This window comes from Streptomyces sp. NPDC048001 (assembly GCF_043203115.1).
Lineage (GTDB): Bacteria > Actinomycetota > Actinomycetes > Streptomycetales > Streptomycetaceae > Streptomyces > Streptomyces sanyensis.
Genome location: NZ_JBIDBN010000001.1, coordinates 236,784 through 253,536, shown reverse-complemented (window position 1 = coordinate 253,536; position 16,753 = coordinate 236,784). Strand labels below are relative to the sequence as shown.

At 75.7% G+C, this 16,753-nt stretch carries 12 protein-coding genes; 5 read left to right on the top strand and 7 right to left on the bottom strand.

All coding sequences use genetic code 11. From position 1 onward, the window contains the following. Positions 1-10: 10 nt before the first annotated feature. The 4 genes from ACGF15_RS01040 to ACGF15_RS01025 all read left to right on the top strand — a co-directional run bounded on the left by ACGF15_RS01040 (position 11) and on the right by ACGF15_RS01025 (position 3,924). Positions 11-856, top strand: a complete 846-nt coding sequence (locus ACGF15_RS01040; RefSeq protein WP_392796495.1) for a fumarylacetoacetate hydrolase family protein — start codon at positions 11-13, stop codon at positions 854-856. Positions 857-884: 28 nt separating this feature from the next. After that, positions 885-1,580: a TetR/AcrR family transcriptional regulator gene (locus ACGF15_RS01035; protein WP_392796493.1), complete on the top strand. Its 696-nt coding sequence runs from the start codon at positions 885-887 to the stop codon at positions 1,578-1,580. Between the two features lie 116 nt (positions 1,581-1,696). Continuing rightward, positions 1,697-3,199, top strand: a complete 1,503-nt coding sequence (locus tag ACGF15_RS01030; RefSeq protein ID WP_392796492.1) for an aldehyde dehydrogenase — start codon at positions 1,697-1,699, stop codon at positions 3,197-3,199. Further along, the gene (locus ACGF15_RS01025) at positions 3,196-3,924 is read left to right on the top strand and encodes a gamma-glutamyl-gamma-aminobutyrate hydrolase family protein (protein WP_345608488.1); all 729 of its coding nucleotides are present in this window, start codon (positions 3,196-3,198) and stop codon (positions 3,922-3,924) included. The genes ACGF15_RS01030 and ACGF15_RS01025 overlap by 4 nt, the downstream gene beginning before the upstream one ends. 82 nt (positions 3,925-4,006) lie before the next feature. On the opposite strand, the gene ACGF15_RS01020 is transcribed toward ACGF15_RS01025, so the two are convergent. The 4 genes from ACGF15_RS01020 to ACGF15_RS01005 form a co-directional block, all read right to left on the bottom strand. Then, complete coding sequence (locus tag ACGF15_RS01020; RefSeq protein WP_345608486.1) at positions 4,007-4,579, bottom strand: MarR family transcriptional regulator; 573 nt, start codon at positions 4,577-4,579, stop codon at positions 4,007-4,009. A gap of 167 nt (positions 4,580-4,746) precedes the next feature. Further along, the gene (locus ACGF15_RS01015) at positions 4,747-6,765 is read right to left on the bottom strand and encodes a hypothetical protein (protein WP_392796491.1); all 2,019 of its coding nucleotides are present in this window, start codon (positions 6,763-6,765) and stop codon (positions 4,747-4,749) included. A 469-nt stretch (positions 6,766-7,234) separates the two neighbouring features. Then, entirely contained in the window at positions 7,235-10,045 is a 2,811-nt protein-coding gene (locus tag ACGF15_RS01010; RefSeq protein ID WP_392796490.1) for an AAA family ATPase, read from the bottom strand. 191 nt (positions 10,046-10,236) lie between these two features. Next, a complete protein-coding gene (locus ACGF15_RS01005; protein WP_392796877.1) occupies positions 10,237-11,934 on the bottom strand; it encodes a S8 family serine peptidase in 1,698 nt (565 codons plus the stop codon). A gap of 682 nt (positions 11,935-12,616) precedes the next feature. On the opposite strand from ACGF15_RS01005, the gene ACGF15_RS01000 reads away from it, so the two are divergent. Further along, entirely contained in the window at positions 12,617-13,324 is a 708-nt protein-coding gene (locus ACGF15_RS01000) for an alpha/beta hydrolase (protein ID WP_345608481.1), read from the top strand. A gap of 81 nt (positions 13,325-13,405) precedes the next feature. Here ACGF15_RS01000 and ACGF15_RS00995 read toward each other — a convergent pair whose 3' ends face one another. The 3 genes from ACGF15_RS00995 to ACGF15_RS00985 all read right to left on the bottom strand — a co-directional run bounded on the left by ACGF15_RS00995 (position 13,406) and on the right by ACGF15_RS00985 (position 16,739). After that, positions 13,406-13,837 carry a pyridoxamine 5'-phosphate oxidase family protein gene (locus tag ACGF15_RS00995; RefSeq protein WP_345608479.1) on the bottom strand — a complete coding sequence of 144 codons (432 nt, stop codon included), beginning with the start codon at positions 13,835-13,837 and terminating at the stop codon, positions 13,406-13,408. 214 nt (positions 13,838-14,051) lie between these two features. Further along, positions 14,052-14,261 carry a hypothetical protein gene (locus tag ACGF15_RS00990; RefSeq protein WP_345608477.1) on the bottom strand — a complete coding sequence of 70 codons (210 nt, stop codon included), beginning with the start codon at positions 14,259-14,261 and terminating at the stop codon, positions 14,052-14,054. Positions 14,262-15,209: 948 nt separating this feature from the next. Then, the gene (locus tag ACGF15_RS00985) at positions 15,210-16,739 is read right to left on the bottom strand and encodes an amino acid permease (RefSeq protein WP_345608475.1); all 1,530 of its coding nucleotides are present in this window, start codon (positions 16,737-16,739) and stop codon (positions 15,210-15,212) included. Positions 16,740-16,753: the final 14 nt, after the last annotated feature.

Below are 16,753 nucleotides of genomic sequence, written 5' to 3'. Positions count from 1 at the left end.
AGGCTTCCCCATGCCCGAGTACCGCCGCGTCCTCCTCGACGGCGCAGCACTCCAGACCGTCCGCGACGGCGACGAACTGGTCGCCGGCGACGGGCGCCGGGTCGCTGTCCGCAGCGCCCGCCACCTGCCGCCCGTCGTCCCCACCAAGGTGATCGCGGTCCATCTCAACCACCGCAGCCGGGTGGAGGAGTTCGGCATCCCGCTGCCCGGCACCCCCACCTACTTCCACAAGCCCGTCTCGGCGCTGAACAGCCACGGCGGTGCCGTCGTGCGCCCGGAGGGCTGCGCATGGCTCAACTACGAGGGCGAGGTCGCCATCGTCATCGGACGCACCGCCCGCAACATCCCGCCCTCTCTCGCGGGGGACTACATCGCCGGGTACACGATCGCCAACGACTTCGGCCTGCACGACTTCCGGGACACCGACGCGGGCTCCATGCTGCGCGTCAAGGGCTCCGACACCCTCTGCCCGCTCGGGCCGGGCCTCGTCACGGACTGGGACTTCCGCGGCAAGCGGCTGCGCACCCGCGTCAACGGCGAGGTGGTGCAGGACGGTTCGACCGACGAGATGACCTGGGACATGCACTACCTCGTGGCCGACATCGCCCGCACCATCACCCTCTGCCCGGGGGACGTGCTGCTGTCCGGGACACCGGCCAACTCCCGCCCCGTCCGGCCCGGCGACGTGGTCGAGGTCGAGGTCGAGGGCCTCGGGCGGCTCACCAACCACGTCGTCACCGGCCCCACCCCCGTCCGCAGCGACGTGGGGGCCCAGCCGACCGAGTCCGAGGAGGTGCGCTCGACCGCGCTCGGCGGCGACTGGGAGTTCCGCGGCATCAGACCGCCCCGGCGGTGACGGGCGGCCCGCCGGTAGGGTCGGTGCCATGAGCGATTCCGTCGAGCCCGCCGGCGGGCGCCGCGTCCGCAAGCGCGTGACCAACTACGGGTCGGGCCGGGGCGCCCTGCTGGACGCCGCCGTGCGCGTGGTGGCCCGGGGCGGTCTGCGCAAGCTGACCTACCGGGCGGTCGCCGAGGAGGCGGGCGTCACCCACGGGCTCGTCGTCCACCACTTCGGCTCCCGCGACGCCCTCATCGAGGAGGCCGTCGACCACGCCGTGCGCTCCTCGCTCGGGGTCAACGCCCTGGGCGGCGGCTCCGGGCGGGCCGAGGACTTCGCGTCGGGGCTGGGCGCCATGGTCGAGTCCGGACCGGAACTCCAGGCCTTCCAGTACGAGCTGCTGCTGGAGGCCCGGCGCATGCCGGAGCTGATGCCGCCGCTGCGGGCGCTCTACACGGAGTACTTCGACAGCGCCCGCCGCGAGCTGTCGCGGGTCCTCGACCGGCCGGTCGACCGGGGGCTGTCCCGGCTGGTGTTCGCCGCGCTGGAGGGTCTGGTCCTGCACCAGCTCGTCTTCGGGGAGCGTGACGTGACCGAGGAGGCGCTGGCGGAGCTGCGGCTGCTGCTCGCCCGGCTGGCCGGGGACGGCGACCCGGCCGGGGACGGCGGGGACGGCGATCCGGCCGGGGACGGCGGGGACGCCGATCCGGCCGGGGGCGGTGCGGGTCCGGCGGAGGGCTGAGCGCCGGACGAGCCGTCGCGGGACCCGCCGGCCCCGCGTCCCGCTCCCGCGCCCGACGGTTTCCGCCGTCATTGTTTGACCTCAAATGAAATACGGCCCGCCTCCGCACCCACCCCATGAAACGAGGAACGACCGTGGACGCCACCGCAGACGACTGGACCCGCAGGGCGGCTGCGCTCCGCCTCGCCGGAGCCCACCACATCGACGGCTCCGCGCACGAGGGCGGCGCCGTGTTCGCCGTGGTCTCGCCCCGGGACGGCACGGTGCTGGCAGAGGTGGCCGACGCGGGCGCCGCGGAGGTCGACCTGGCCGTCGCGGCCGCCCGCCGTGCCTTCGACACCGGCCCCTGGCCCCGGCTGGCGCCCGCCGCCAGGGGCCGGGCGCTGCTCCGCTTCGCCGACCTGGTCGAGGAGCGGCGGGCCGATCTCGCGCTCACCGTGAGCCTGGAGATGGGCAAGCCCGTCAGGGACGCCTACGAGGTGGAACTGCGGGCCCTTCTCGCCACCCTCCGCTGGTACGGGGAGCTCGCGGACAAACTCGCCGACGCATCCCCGCACACCACCCCCGAGGCCCTGGCCCTGGTCGCCCGGGAGCCGACCGGTGTCGTGGGCGCCGTCGTGCCCTGGAACTTCCCCCTGACGCTCGCGGGCTGGAAGATCGCCCCCGCCCTGGCCGCCGGATGCACGGTCGTCCTCAAGCCCTCCGAGCGCTCGCCGCTGTCGGCGCTGCTGCTGGCGCGGATCGCCACCGAGGCGGGTCTGCCGCCCGGCGTCCTCAACGTCGTCGCGGGCGACGGGCCGGTCGCCGGCCGGGCCCTCGGGCTCCATCCCGGCGTCGACGTCCTCGCCTTCACCGGATCCACCGCCGTGGGCCGCCACTACCTGCGCTACGCGGCCGACTCCAACCTCAAGCGCGTCTGGCTCGAACTCGGCGGCAAGTCGCCGAACATCATCCTTCCCGACGCCCCCGACCTCGACCTGGCAGCCGCCACCGCCGCCTGGGGGATCTTCTTCAACCAGGGCGAGATGTGCACCGCCCCCTCCCGCCTCCTCGTCCACTCCGCCGTCGCCGAGCGGATCACCGAGGCGGTCGTCGAACGGGCCCGCCGCCTCAGGGTCGGCGATCCCCTGGACCCCGCCACCGAGATGGGCCCGCTGATCGGCCCGGACCACCTCGAACGCGTGCGCGGCCACATCCGCGGCGCCGTCGACGCGGGCGCCCGCCTCCGGACGGGCGGCGAGCCCCTGCCGGCCGGGACCGGGGGCTCCTACCTCCGGCCCAGCGTGCTCGACCGGGTCCCCGCCGGCAGCCGGCTGGCCCGCGAGGAGGTCTTCGGCCCCGTCCTGTCCGTCCACACCTTCGACGACGTCGACGAGGCGGTGGCCCTCGCCAACGCCACCGACTACGGACTCGCCGCCGGGCTGTGGACCTCCGACCTGTCCACCGCCCACCGGGTCTCGCGGGCGCTGAGAGCCGGCACCGTCTGGGTCAACTGCTACGAGGAAGGCGATCTCACGGTGCCCTTCGGCGGAATGAAGCAGTCGGGCAACGGACGTGACAAGTCCGCCCACGCGCTGGAGAAGTACACGGACCTGAAGACCACCTGGATCCGGCTGTGACCGCCGCGCGCCCCCTCGTCGCCGTCCCGGCCCGCTTCTCCGCCACCGCCTCGGCGCTGCGCCACGCGGCCGAGACCAGCGCCCGGGCCCTGATGGAGGCGGTGTGGCGGGCCGGCGGCGAACCCGTCGCCCTCCATCCCCACGCTCCCGGCGGACGCTGCGACCCGGCGGGCACCGCCGCCCGGCTCAGCCGCTTCGACGCCCTGCTCCTGCCGGGCGGCGGGGACCTGGCACCCCACCGCTACGGGGTGCAGCAGACGCATCCCTCCGTGTACGACGTGGACGAGGAGCAGGACGCCTTCGACCTCGACGCGGCCCGCGGCGCACTCGCGCTGGGGCTGCCCCTGCTGGCGGTCTGCCGCGGGCTGCAGGTGGTCAACACCGCGCGCGGCGGCACCCTGCACCAGGACATGGGCGGGCCGGGGAGGGAGCACCGCCACCTCACCCACCCCGTCTCCCTCGCCCCCGGGTCCGCCGTGGCGGACCTCACCGGCACCGGGAGCATCGAGGCGTCCTGCTACCACCACCAGCACGTCGCCCGGCTCGGCGCGGGGCTGGAGGTGACCGCCCGGGCCGCCGACGGCACCGTCGAGGCGGTGGAGGCCCCCGGGGCCCGCGGCTGGTTCCTGGGCGTGCAGTGGCACCCCGAGGACACCGCGGGGGAGGACCCCGCACAGCAGCGGCTGTTCGAGGCGCTGGTCTCGGCCGCGCGCGCGAGGCGCTGATGCGGGTCGGCACCCGGCCCGAGCAGCGCGAGGGGCCGCGGCCGTGCGCGAGGCGCTGAGCGCGGCCCGGCGCGCCGGTGCCTCAGCCCCGGGCCCGTCGGCCGCTGCGCCGGGGAGGGGGCTGGGCCCCGTCCAGCAGCGCCCTGCGGCGCTCCTCGCCGTGCTGCTCCACCTGCAGCACCACGCGCCGCAGCCCCTCCGCGAGGTCCCGGCACTCCCCGTCGCTCAACCGGGAGGTCACGAAGACCTCCTCCTCGTTGAACGCAGGGAACACGCGCCGCATGAACTCCTCCCCCTCCGGCGTGAGCCGCAGCAGGACGAGCCGGCCGTCGGTGGGGTGACCGGTGCGGGTGAGCAGGCCGCGGGACTCGAGGGTGCGCGCGACACCGGTCAGCGTCCCCTTGGAGACACCCGCCTCCTCGGCGACGTGGCGCGTCTCCGACTCGCCGCCGACCCACACCACCCACAGGACCACGAAGGCGGTCCAGCTGAGGTCCGAGCCGCGCAGCACGGAGTGCTCCAGATGGTGCCGCACCGCCGAGGCCGCACGGTGGATGTTGGCCACGGCCGCCATCTGCTCGCGCCGCAGCGGCATGCCGCCCAGCCTCGCCTCCGCGAGACGCTCCGCCTCGGTGATGGATCGCTGGCCGGGCACGCGTGCTCCCTGGGTCTGGGCGGCTCCGGACGGCCTGCTCGGCCCGCTCCGTCGTTCGGGGGCCAGTGTACGGGCGGTGCTTCGCGCCGGATCGGCAACCGCCGTGGAGCGGCCGGCCACCGGGGCCGGCCGCTCCGGCGCGGGGCCGGACCCGGGGGACGCCGGTCTCAGGACCGGTGGCCTCCGGGCTGCCGCGGCGGGCCGAGCAGCGGAGTCCTCACCGGGGCGGCCAGGCCGACGAAGACGACCATCTCCAGCCCGCCGGGGTTGGTCTGCACCGGCACGTTCCGCCAGTTGTTCGTCAGCCACACATTGCCGGACGGGTCGATCTGGACGGCGGTGTTCCGTTCCAGGCCGTCGCTGGTGTACCCGGTGTCCGCAGGGGAGATGGGGTCGCCCGTCGTGAGCCCCGGCGGGCAGGCGGAGACGCGTGCGCCGCAGAGGTTGGCCACCCTCCGGCCGCCGAAGTTCGACACCCAGACCGTGTCGGCGCCGTCGACCGCCATGCCCCAGGGAAGGAACAGGCCGTCGTTGACGAACGGCTTCGGCGGGGTGCTGCCGTCCGGGCGGATCATGGTGACCGAGGCGTCCACGTGCCGGGTGACGATGTCCACGACCGCCTCCGCCAGCATCGCGGGAGTGGTGCCCTCGCACGGGGCGACGACCACACCCCCGTTGGAGACCCAGACGTTGCCCAGGCTGTCCGAGGCGATGCCCATGGGGCGCTTGATGCCGCCGCCCTCGACCGTCCGGAGGAGTTCGCCCGAGGGGGAGAGCAGCCCCACGTTGTCGGTGCCGTTGCCGGTGACCCAGGTACGGCCCGAGGTGTCGACCGTGACGTCGAAGGGCTTGACGATCCGGTCGCCGAAGGAGATGTTGCGGGCGTCGCGCGCCCGCCCCTGCGGGATGCGCGTGACGCTGCGGCCGCCGCAGTTGGCCACCCACACGTTGCCCCCGCGGTCGGACATCATGCCCTGCGGCTGGAGGATGTCGCCCCGGCGCCAGCCCCACGGCGGGGAGAGGGCCAGGCCGTTGGGCGTGAACTCGGACACGCTCCGGTACAGCCGACTGGCGTCGTTCGGGCATCCGGTGCCCTGGAAGCCGAAGTTGCCCACCCAGACCCGGCCCCGCGGGTCGAGGGTGACGCCGTATCCCGCGCCGTACAGCCCGCCGCCCCGGTAGGGGGCTCCGCGCACGGCCTCGCCGGTGGGCGTCAGCCGCGACAGGATCCGCGAGCCGCACGCCGTCGTCAGCGGGTCCGAGCCGAAGGCGTAGTTGTTGGCGATCCAGGCGGTGCCCTCGGCGTCGAAGGCGACGTTCCCGGGGCCGTCGATCTCGTGGCCGTTGCCCACGTAGCGCAGGGCGATGGTCCAGGCGTCGGGGGCCTCGCCCAGGGCCGGGGTGTAGAGCGGCCGTACGGAGGCGAGGCCGAAGAGCGCGTCCACGTCGTGGCCCGGGGCCCGGGCGATGTCGGCGGCGGCCTGGAAGGTGTCCCGCGGGGGGCTCTGGCCCGGAGGCGTGGCCAGGGCGAACAGGTCCCCGCAGGTCTCCCCGGCGGTGCAGCCCGAGAGGATGTTGGCCAGCGAGTTGAAGGCCCGCATCGCCGAGGTCTCGCGTCCGTTGGGGGCGGTGGCGAGGACCCGGGCGACGTCGCCGGTCGCGATGTCCGCCAGGTTGTGGGAGACCCCGGCGGCGTTCTGCAGGCCGGGGTGTCCGCCGGAGATCTCGGACCCCTTGGTGAACTGCGCCATCGCGAACCCGGCCGCCACCGTGGTGCGTTCGTTGACGACGATGGGCGCCCGGCGCCCGGCGTGCCCGAGGACGGTGGTGAGCCGGACCGGGGCGACGCCGTGTCCGGCCCGTCCGCGCTGCTTCCCCCGCGGTGCGTCCGCCGTCACGTACAGCACGGCCCCGGGTTCGGCGGGCCGCTGGTAGACGAGCCGGAAGCGGCCCTGCGCGTCGCTGCGGGCCCGGGCCAGGGCGCGGGCGCCCCTCCCCGTGCCGTCGCCCGCCTGGTAGAGGGTCACCCGGGCCGCGGAGAGGGGAGTGTCGCCGCTGCGCACCACGCCCTGCTGGGCGATCCCCCGGTGCCGGTCCGGGGGTGCGGTCGGCGGCTGGGCGTAGGACGCCCCGACGGACAGGCCCGACACGACGGCACTCAGCAGGAGGATGTTGCGATGTCGCACGGTCGCTCCGATTCTCTCGCGGGAGACGGCGGCCCGGTCCCGGACGGGGCCGCGCGGGGTCGCCGCCCAAGGTCCCACCGGTGCGCCGTGCGGCGGCGGAGGCGGGGGGCATGGTGCGCGGCTGTGGCCCCAACAGGTGACGTGCGGGGCCGGACGCTGGTCCGCTTGGGCGGATCACGCCGCCTCGCTCGCGCCCCTCGGGAGAGGGGCGGGCGGCGGGCGCGCCCGTGCCGCGGGGGCGCGGGCCTGCCGCGGTCCGTCCGCGGCGGCGCTGCCGCAGCGGCAGCCGCGCCGGTCCGGCAGGGCCCCGCCGCCGGGCGGCCGTGCACCGCCGCGGCGCGGGGTGCGTCCCCCTCCCCGGCGGTGCTCCCCACCCCGGGCCGCCGCTTCCGCGGGGACCCGCCGCCACGGCCAGGCCCCTGCCCTGCGGCCCCTGGGCACGGTCCCGCACGAGCGCCCCGCGGCGGTGTCAGGCGTTGAGCGCGGTGGCGAGCTGGGACCGCGAACGGACGTCCAGCTTCTGGTAGATACGGGTCAGACGGGCCTCCACCGTCTTCACGCTGAGGAAGAGCCTCGCCGCCGCCTCCTGGTTGCTCGCCCCCTGTCCCACCAGCTGCGCCAGCCGCAGCTCCGCCTCCGTCAGGGCGGCCAGGGCGCCTCCCGGCCCGGTGCCGGTCGGCTCGGAGACCGCAGGCGGCTGCTCGGTCGCCAGGGCCAGCCAGGGCGCCGCGCCCGCCCGGTCGAAGACCGTCGCCGCCGTGGTGAGGGCGGCCGCGGCGGCCGAGCGGCGCCGTCGCCGCCGCTCCACCCGCGCGAGCGCGATCAGCGCGCGGCCGTGCTCCAGCACCAGACCGGCCTCCGCGTACGCCGCCGCCACCTGCTCCAGCAGCCCCGCCGCCTCGTCGGGCTTGCCGCAGGCCGCCAGCCGCATGGCGTCCGCCCGGTCCAGGCCCAGCAGCACCGTCCGGCGGCCGAGGCGCTCGGCCACCGGACGGGCCTCGGCCAGCAGTGCGTCGGCCTCGTCCGGTGCGTCGTTCGCCACCAGGGCCTCCGCGAGCTCCTCGTGCCACCGCAGCATCGACGGGTCGACCGCCCCCTGCGCCCGCTCGCCCGTCTGCACCCGCCGCAGCGTCCCCAGCGCCGTGGACACGTCGCCGACCAGGAGCTGCACCCGGCCGAGTGCGTAGAGGCTGCGGGAGAGGAACACATGATCGCCCTCCTCCTCCGACGCGCGCACGCTGCGGCGCGCATAGCTCGCGGCCCGGGCGAAGCTCCCGCCCGCGGCCTCCGCCAGGGCCAGCGCGTACCAGGCCGGCCCGGGGGAGAGGCCCGCCTCCAGAGTCAACGCCAGCGAACGCCCCGCGTGGGCCAGGGAGTCGGCGCAGCGGCCCTGCCGCGCCTCCACCTCGGCCAGGGTGCGGTACAGCTCGATGGCGTCCTCCACCGGACCGCGCCGCTCCACCAGCGGCAGCAGGGCCGCCAGCTGTGCCCGGGCCTCGGCGAGCCGGTCGTCGAACAGGGCGTGGCGGACGCCGAGGATCTGGGCCGCGTTGCACACGCCGAGCGGCCGCTCGGCGGCCTCCAGGTCGCGGGCGCGTGCCAGCACCGACTCCGCGTCGGGGGAGCCCAGGAAGCGGTCCATCCTGGCCTGCACCGTCAGGGCGCGGGCGGCGGTGTGCTCGTCGCCCACCGAGGAGGCGAGGGCGGCCGACTCCACGGCGGCGGCGCGCGAGGCCACCGGATCGCCGTCGGCCAGCACGTACTTCATGGCCAGCCGCAGCAGCACGGCCGCCCGCAGTCCGGTGTCCCCCTCGGAGTCCTCCAGGGCGTGCGCGTAGAGCCCGTCGAGCCCGGTCAGGCCCTGCCCCGCGGTGTCCAGGACGGCGAGCCGGGCGCGCACCCGGTCGGCCGGGGAGGCGTCCCGGGCGAGCAGGTCCGTCGCGGCCCGCATGGTGAGGTCGGCCCGGGCCGCCCGCGCGCCCTCCGCGGCCGCCTCCACCAGCCGCGCGATGCGCCGGGCGCCGTCGAGCCCCGGCGTGGACTCGGCGGCGAGCAGGGCCAGTTCGGCGGCGAGGGTGCTGTTGCCGCGCCGCCGCGCGGTCTCCACCGCGGTCGACACCTCGGCCGCGAGCGAGGCGTCGGGGACGTCGGTGGCCAGGGCCCGGTGCCGGACGGCCTCCACGGGGTCGTCCGCCACCAGCGCCAGCGCGGCGTGCCCGCTGCTGCGCTCGCTCCAGCAGGCGTCGTGGACCAGGGTGGACGGGATGATGCCCGCGCAGAAGGCCACCGTGCCGTCCTCGGTGAGGCGGATCAGCGAGGCGCGCTCCGCGGCGGCGAGTTCGGCCTCGGCCCGGGGGCGTCCGGCCCGCCGGATCAGTGCGGCCGTCGGGCGGAGCGCGAGGGCGGCGATCAGCAGGGTGCCGCGCACCTCGGCCGGGACCGAGGCGATCAGGGACCGGGCGAGATCGCGTGCCCGGCCCGACAGGGACAGGGCCTCCGCGTGGTGGACGGGGGTGCGGGCGTCGGCCAGGGACCGGCCCACCGCGAGGGCGAGGCGCGGGTTGCCCCCGCTCGCCTTGTGGATCCGGCCCGCCATCCGGGAGGGCAGCCGGTGGTGGATCAGCAGTTCGGCGATCTCGTCGGCGTGCAGCGGTGGCACGTTGACGACCTCCGCCTCGGACGCCTCCCACAGGGACGCGGCCGTGTGGGCGGAGGGGTCGCAGGGCTCGGCCGGCAGGCCGTCGTGGGCCGCGGGGGTGTGGACGGCGAGCGCCCGCAGCGCGGGCGGGGCCAGATGGAGGGCGAAGCGCAGCAGGTCCGCGCTGGCCGTGTCGATGTCCTGCGTGCCGTCGAGGACCAGCAGGGCCGGGCCCCGTGCGGTGAGGCGGCGCAGCACGTGGGCCAGGGCCAGGCGCAGCGCGACCGGGTCCCAGCCGCCCTCGGGCATGGGGGTCTCCCGGCAGAGCACGGCGACCGCCTCGCGCTGGGGCCCGGGAAGGCCGTCCAGCACACCGTCGTCCCCGCCGGGCAGGGTGGCGGAGGCGATCAGGGCCGCGGCGGCGGCGCCGGGGATGTCCCGGTCCGCGGGGAGCGCGGTCAGGCACAGCACCGCCTCCCCGCGGGCCTCGGCACGCGCCGCCGCGGAGAGGGCCACGGCGGTCTTGCCGACCCCGGGCGGGCCGGTCAGCAGGGCCCGGCCGCCGGTGGCGAGGACGCGGTCGAGCCGGGCGAGCAGATCGGTCCGCCCGACCGGCGCGGTGCGGCTCTCCGCCGGTTCCATCGGCCCACCACCACCTTCCGGCGTGCGCGGGCCCCCTGCCCGTACGGGCTGAGGATACGAACCCAGCCCGCGGCGTCCAGGGGCTTTGTCCGGCATGCGGACAGGTACGGACCTGGAGACGTGCGGGCGCGCCCCCGGCCGAAGCCGTGGGGCGCGCCGCTGACCTGCGGTGTCATCGGTCACCGGGTGGGTCAGAAGGTGAGGCTCCAGGAGTCGATGTAGCCGGTGTCACCGGAGGCCACATCGCGGACCTGAAGCTTCCAGGTGCCGGCCGCGGTCTCGCCGGAGGCGTTGACCGTGTAGGTGCCGGTCACGTCGTCGGCGCTGTCCGAGCCGCTGCTGTTCTTCAGGCGGTACGTCGAACCGTCCGGCGCCACCAGGTCGATGACCAGGTCGCCGCGCCAGGTGTGCTTGATGTCCACGCCGACCTTCAGGTCGGAGGGGGCGTTGCCGGAGACACCGGTCACGGTGATCGAGGAGGTGACGGTGGTGTGGTCGTAGATCGAGACGTTCGCCGTGCTGGTGAAGACCGAGCCACCGGGGGTGGTGGTGCCGGTCACGGCCTCGACCGTCTTGGCGGCGTCGGCGATGCCGGTCCCGCAGCCGCCCGAGCAGGTGCCGGGCAGCGGACGGGCGTTGGCCTTGATCGCGGCCTCGATCTGCGCCGGGGTGAGCGAGGACTTGGCCGACTTCAGCAGGGCGGCGAGCCCGGCGATGTGCGGGGCGGCCATCGAGGTGCCCTGGTAGGGGGCGTAGTTCTCGGAGCCCTGCACGGTGGCACCGGCGTTGAGGGTGGACCAGATGCCGTTCTGGGGCGTGGTCACCGTGCCGGGTGTGTCGGTGCCGCGGCGGGTCTCGCCGCCGGGCGCCGAGACGTCCACGATGCTGCCGTAGTTGGAGTAGAAGGAACGATTCCCCTCGCGGCTGGTGGACGCCACGTTGATGATGTTGGAGCAGTTGGCGGGCGTGAACGCGTTGGCGTTGGCGTTGCTGTTGCCGGCCGCCACCACCACCGTGCTGCCGCGCGAGACGGCGCCGTTGATGGCGTTCTGGTAGACGCTCGGGCAGCTGCTGCTGGGGCCGCCCAGGCTCAGGTTGATGACCTTGGCCGGGGTCGGGTTGGACGGCACGCCCGGAACGGAGCCGCCCGAGGCCCAGGTGATGGCGTCGGCGATGTCCGAGGAGGAGCCGCCGCACTTGCCGAGCACGCGCACCGGCTGGATCTTCGCGCCGTGGGCGATGCCCGCGATGCCCTTGCCGTTGCCCGTGGCGGCGGCGATGGTGCCGGCCACGTGCGTGCCGTGCCAGGAGGAGTCGCCCGCCTTCGAGTTCAGGCCGCACTCGCCGTCGGTGAGGTTCCAGTCGCCCTCGTCCTTCGGGTCGCTGTCCCGGCCGCTGCCGTCGCGGGCCTCGGAGGAGCTGGAGATGAAGTCGTAGCCCGGCACCACGTTGGCGGCGAGGTCGCTGTGCGCGGCGTAGCCGGTGTCGATGACGGCGACGGTGACGCCGCTGCCGGTGGTGGTGTCCCAGGCCGGGGGCACGTTCATGCCTCCGGTGGCCTCGAACAGGTCCCACTGGCGCGGGTACTCGGTGTCGTTCGGGGTGGCGGCCATCGGGTAGGCCCGGATGTCGGGCTCCACCGAGGCGACGGCGGGGTCGGCCCGGAAGGCCGCCATGACCTCGGCGACGTCCTTGGAGGACGCCTCACCGCCCAGGTCGACGAGGGCGGGGCCGCCGGCGAGCCGGCGCTCGAAGGACAGGTCCTCGCCCGTCCGTTCGGCCTTCTCCTTGGCGTCGGAGGTGGCCGCGCCGTTCGACGCGGCCTCCGCCGTACCGGACTTGTAGGTGACGATGACCTTCTCGACCGGCGCGGCCGGCGGGGTGGACATCGACTGCGAGGCCGGTGCGGGGTCGGATGCGGGAGCCATGGGCGCTGCGGCGAACGCCACGGGAGCCGTTGCGACGACGCCGGCGAGCGTGGCGCTCGCTGCCGCGACGGCTATGAGTCTCCGCCTGGAACCGTTCAAGGTGTTCCTCTCAAAGACGGTTTGGTGGCGCGGGCGGGCGGCGCGGGAACCGTGGCGCAGTGTGGGGGTTGCGTGTCCCACGGTTCCCCGGGCCGGGTGAGCCCTCGCGCCGCCGCTCGGCACGTCGGCCCTGGGTGGGACCGACACCTGCGCATCCCTTCATGCACCTGACAGGCCAGCCGGGTCGGGCTCGCGGGTCAGGGAGGTTCGGGATGCGCCGGTGCGCAGACATTAGGAAACGCCGAGGTGAACGCGATACGGGGAAAACCCTTGTCACCCTTTTCGGCCACGGAGGGTGGCGCAAGGGTCACTGCCCCCGGGCCGCCCGGACCGCCGCCCGCCAGCGGCGACGCGGCACGGGCACGCAGGGGTCGACCAGCGGCTTCCCGCCGTGCCGGACGCGGCAGGCGCCCCGCACCCGCGCCGCCCCGCCCCCGCCCCCGTGGCCCGCGGCCCTGCGTCCTGCACGGCCCGGGCCGCCGCGGCGGCCCGGGCGCCTGCCGCGCCACCGGCCGCTGTCGTACCCCCCGGCTAGCGTCGGCGCATGACGGATTTCGTACTGGTACCAGGGGCATGGCTCGGCGCGTGGGCATGGGACGAGGTCGTCCCCGTGCTGCGCGAGGCGGGGTGCGGGGCCCACGCGCTGACCCTCGCCGGCCTCGCCGAGCGGGCGGGGGAGGAGGTGGGGCCCGGGGCCCACGTCCATGACATCGTCGATGCGATCGAGCGCCGCGACCTGCGCGACGTCGTCCTCGTCGGCCACAGCTACGCGGGCATTCCGGTGGGTCAGGCGGCCGGCCGGATCGGTGACCGCCTGGCCCATGTGGTCTACGTCGACGCCGTGGTGCCCGCGGAAGGGGCCTCGTTCGCCTCCGTCTGGTGGCAGGGGCGGCCCGCCTTCGAGCAGGCCCTCGCCGGAGCCGGAGGCAGGTGGATGCCCCAGGCGGCTCCCGACTACGCGGGGCAGGATCTGACGGACGCCCGGATCGAGCAGATCGTCAGCGGGTCGACACCCCACCCGGGGGCCTCGCTCACCGATCCCGCCGGGCTTCTGCGGCCCGTCGGGGAGCTGCCTTCCACCTACGTCAGCTGCCTCCTCGACGCCCCGGAGCCCGGCCCGGACGTCGCCGCGCTGCTGACCGCCGGCACCTGGCGCCACGTCACGATGGACACGGGCCACTGGCCGATGTTCTCGCGCCCGGCCGAGCTGGCGGCGGTGCTCCTCGACGCCGCCGGCCGTCCGGGGAGCTGAGGGCGCCGCCCACCCCGGCGCACGGGGCCCCCGCCCCCGGGCCCCGGCGGCCGTCCGGGGCCGGGGCCCCGGGGCCGCGCGTCAGAGCGTGCCGATGTCGGTGCCCAGCCACCGCTGGGGACGCATCCGCACCACGACCTGCACGCCGTGGTTGCGCCAGGCGAAGTCCACATAGCCCGCGACCTTCTCCGCCGGGAGGTACCGGCCGGCCAGTTCGGTCAGCTGTTCCCGGGTGGCCGGTTCGACGGCGGTCACGGGCCCTTCCACGGACACGTACCGGATGGACGGCGCCAGGCGGTCCACCATCAGCGTGAACCGCTGCGCCGCGGCGATGAGCTCCGCCTTGCGGGAGTCGCGCCCCGTCAGGATCCACACCTCGCCGCCCGGCGTGTACTGGTACCAGATCGGCACGGTCAGCGGCGCGCGGTCGCCCTTGGCGCCGGCGTCGACCGACAGGGCCGCCACATGGGGCTCGGCGAGGAACTGCTCACGCTCTTCACGGCTCAGGGCCATCGGGTGCTCCTTCGGGTCGAAAGGGTGTGCCGTCGAAAGGGAGTGCACACGCACAGCGGCCGGCGACCGGGACCCGTGCCCGGTCCGGAGCCGGTCTCGCCGTGCCAGCACGCAGTCTCCGCCGAGCACGGCCTCCGGGGCGGCGCCGTGCGGCGCGTGTCGCGCAACCGGCCCCGGACGGGCAACCCGGCGGCGGGGCATCCGCGCCGGGGCGTCACCGGCCTCGCGGCCGCCTTCCGGGGGTCTTGCCGAGGCCGTCGCCGATCCTGACGAGCCATACGGCGACGAGGGAACCGATGGCGGGGAGGGCCAGGTTCGCGGCGGCCCTGAGCCCGCCGTGGAGGTAGACGGCGATCCCGGCGAGGTGGATGAGGACGGCGATCGCCGAGGTGGCGATGAGGGGGAAGCGGTGCTGTCGCGGCATGGTGTGGGTGAGGGGTGCAGGAGACGGGGGGGAGGGGGCCGGGGCCGCCGGGAGGCGGCACCGGCGGGGCGCGGTGCGGGGAGCGGCGCCTGGGCCCGGCGCGGGCGGCCGGCGCGCTCCCGCGGGTGTGGAGGGCGCCCGCGGCGGGCCGGGAGCGACGCGGGCGGAGGACCCGCGAGGGTGTCAGGTCATGCCCGGGCGGGGTGAGGAGGGGTGCCGCCCGGGCACCGTGCGGGTCGCGGCCTCCTCGCCCTGCGGCGGGAGGGGCTGCCGGGCGCAGCCGGGCCCGTGGCGTCCGCCGTGCGCGGCACGGCGGACGCCACGGCTGCACCACCCGCCGTGGCGACGGCTCGTCGGGCTCCGGCCGTGCGGAACCGGGTCCTCGGACTCATTCTTCCCCCTGGAATGCGGCGGGGCGCTGGTCGGGCGCCCCGCGTGGTGGCCCGGGGAACAGTAGTACTCACACACGGTGTTGCGTACGCACGCGTTCGGGATCTGAGCGAAACTTGAGCCTCGGGGGCGCCCCCGGGGCCCGTCGACGCCCGGGTGCCCGTTCCGTGCGGCGCCCGCCGCCTCGCGGACGGGGCCGGGCGGCCTCCTCCCGGTGCAGAGGACCGGCGCTGTGCCCGCGCAAGGTTCCGGCCCGGCCCGGCCCGTCGGCTGGCCGGCCGGGGGACGGGTGCCGAGACGCGGAGCAGTCGTCCGGGGAGGTGCCGCCGCCCGGGCCGCCCGGGGGGCCGCGCCCGCCAGACCGCGCGGACCGGCGCCGGCCCACCCCCCGCGCCCGCCGGGGCCGCCGGCCGGGGGGCCCCCCCCCCGCGCGGGGCGGGGGGGGGGGCCCCCCCCCCCGGGGCCCCCGGACCGGCGGCGGCACCTCCCCGAGGGCGGAGGCGGAGGACCGCCGCGGCCCCCGGCTCCTCGGCCGGGACCGGGGGCCCCGGCGGTTCCTCAGACGATGTGCTCCTCGATCTCGGCCCCCTCCCGCGCACTGCCGTAGGCGGACGGCGTGCTGTACGAGCCGCGGGCCACGAACCACCACACGGTGGCGAGCGCCAGCACGGCCACCAGGGCGATCGAGGCGTAGTTCATCGAGTCCGCGGTCACCGGGTGGGACTGGGGCAGGCAGAACAGCACCGTCACGCAGGCCACCCAGCCGACGGCGACCCAGCCCACCGGCTTGCTCCAGCGCCCCAGGTTCCAGGGACCGGGCTGGAAGCGGTCGCCCGCGCGCAGGCGCAGCAGGACCGGGATCGCGTAGGCGGGGGTGATGCCGATGACGTTGATCGCGGTGACCGCCCCGTAGGCCGTGGGGGAGTACAGCGAGGGCAGGGCCAGCACGCACGCGAAGCCGACGGACAGCCACACCGCGGGCACCGGGGTCTGCGTCCGGCGGCTGACCCGCCGCCACAGGCCCGAGCCGGGCAGGGCGTTGTCCCGGCTGAAGGCGAAGACCATCCGGCTCGCCGCCGCCACCTCCGCGTTGCCGCAGAACAGTTGGGCCGCGATGACGACCAGCAGCAGCGCGGAGGCCCCGTCGGTCCCGAGGGCGTCGATGAAGATCTGGGCGGGCGGCACGCCGGTCGCGCTGTTCAGGGTGGCGTCGTAGTCCTGGATCGCGAAGGTGAGCCCCGCGAGGAGGGCGAAGCCGGCGATCCAGGAGACCCAGATCGCCCGCACGATCCCCTTGGCCGCGGCCACCGAGGCGTTGGAGGTCTCCTCCGACAGATGGGCGGAGGCGTCGTACCCGGAGAAGGTGTACTGGGCGAGGAGCAGGCCGATGGCGGCCACGTACACCGGGTTGTCCCAGCCCGTGCCGTTGACGAACTCGCCGAAGACGAACTCGGGGGACCTGTGGTCGGACGGGACGACGGCCAGGATGCCGACGATCAGCGCCACACCCGCCAGGTGCCACCACACGCTGATCGAGTTGAGCACGCTCACCAGGCGCACCCCGAAGAGGTTCAGGGTGGCGTGCAGCAGCAGGATGCAGACGAACACGATCATCGTGGACCCCGCGGTCGGCTCGATGCCGAACTGGAGGTTGAGGAAGGCGCCGGTGAACAGGGCGCACCCGTAGTCGATGCCCGCGATGGCGCCCAGCAGGCCCAGCAGGTTCAACCAGCCGGTGTACCAGCCCCACTTGCGCCCGCCGAGCCGGTCCGCCATGTAGTACAGCGCCCCGGACGTGGGGTAGGCACTGGTGACCTCGGCCAGGGCCATGCCGACGAAGAGCACGAACAGCCCGACGCCGAGCCACCCCCAGAGCATCACCGAGGGGCCGCCGGCGCTCATCCCGAAGCCGTACAGCGTCATGCAGCCGGAGAGGATCGAGATCACCGAGAAGCTGATCGCGAAGTTGCCGAACCCGCCCATGCGGCGGGCCAGGACCGGCTGGTAGCCGAGTTCCCGCAGCCGCTCCTCCTCGTCCTTCGGCGGCACCGGGTCGGCGGAGGACCATGTGGGCGGGGACAGGGACATCGTTCAACCTCCGG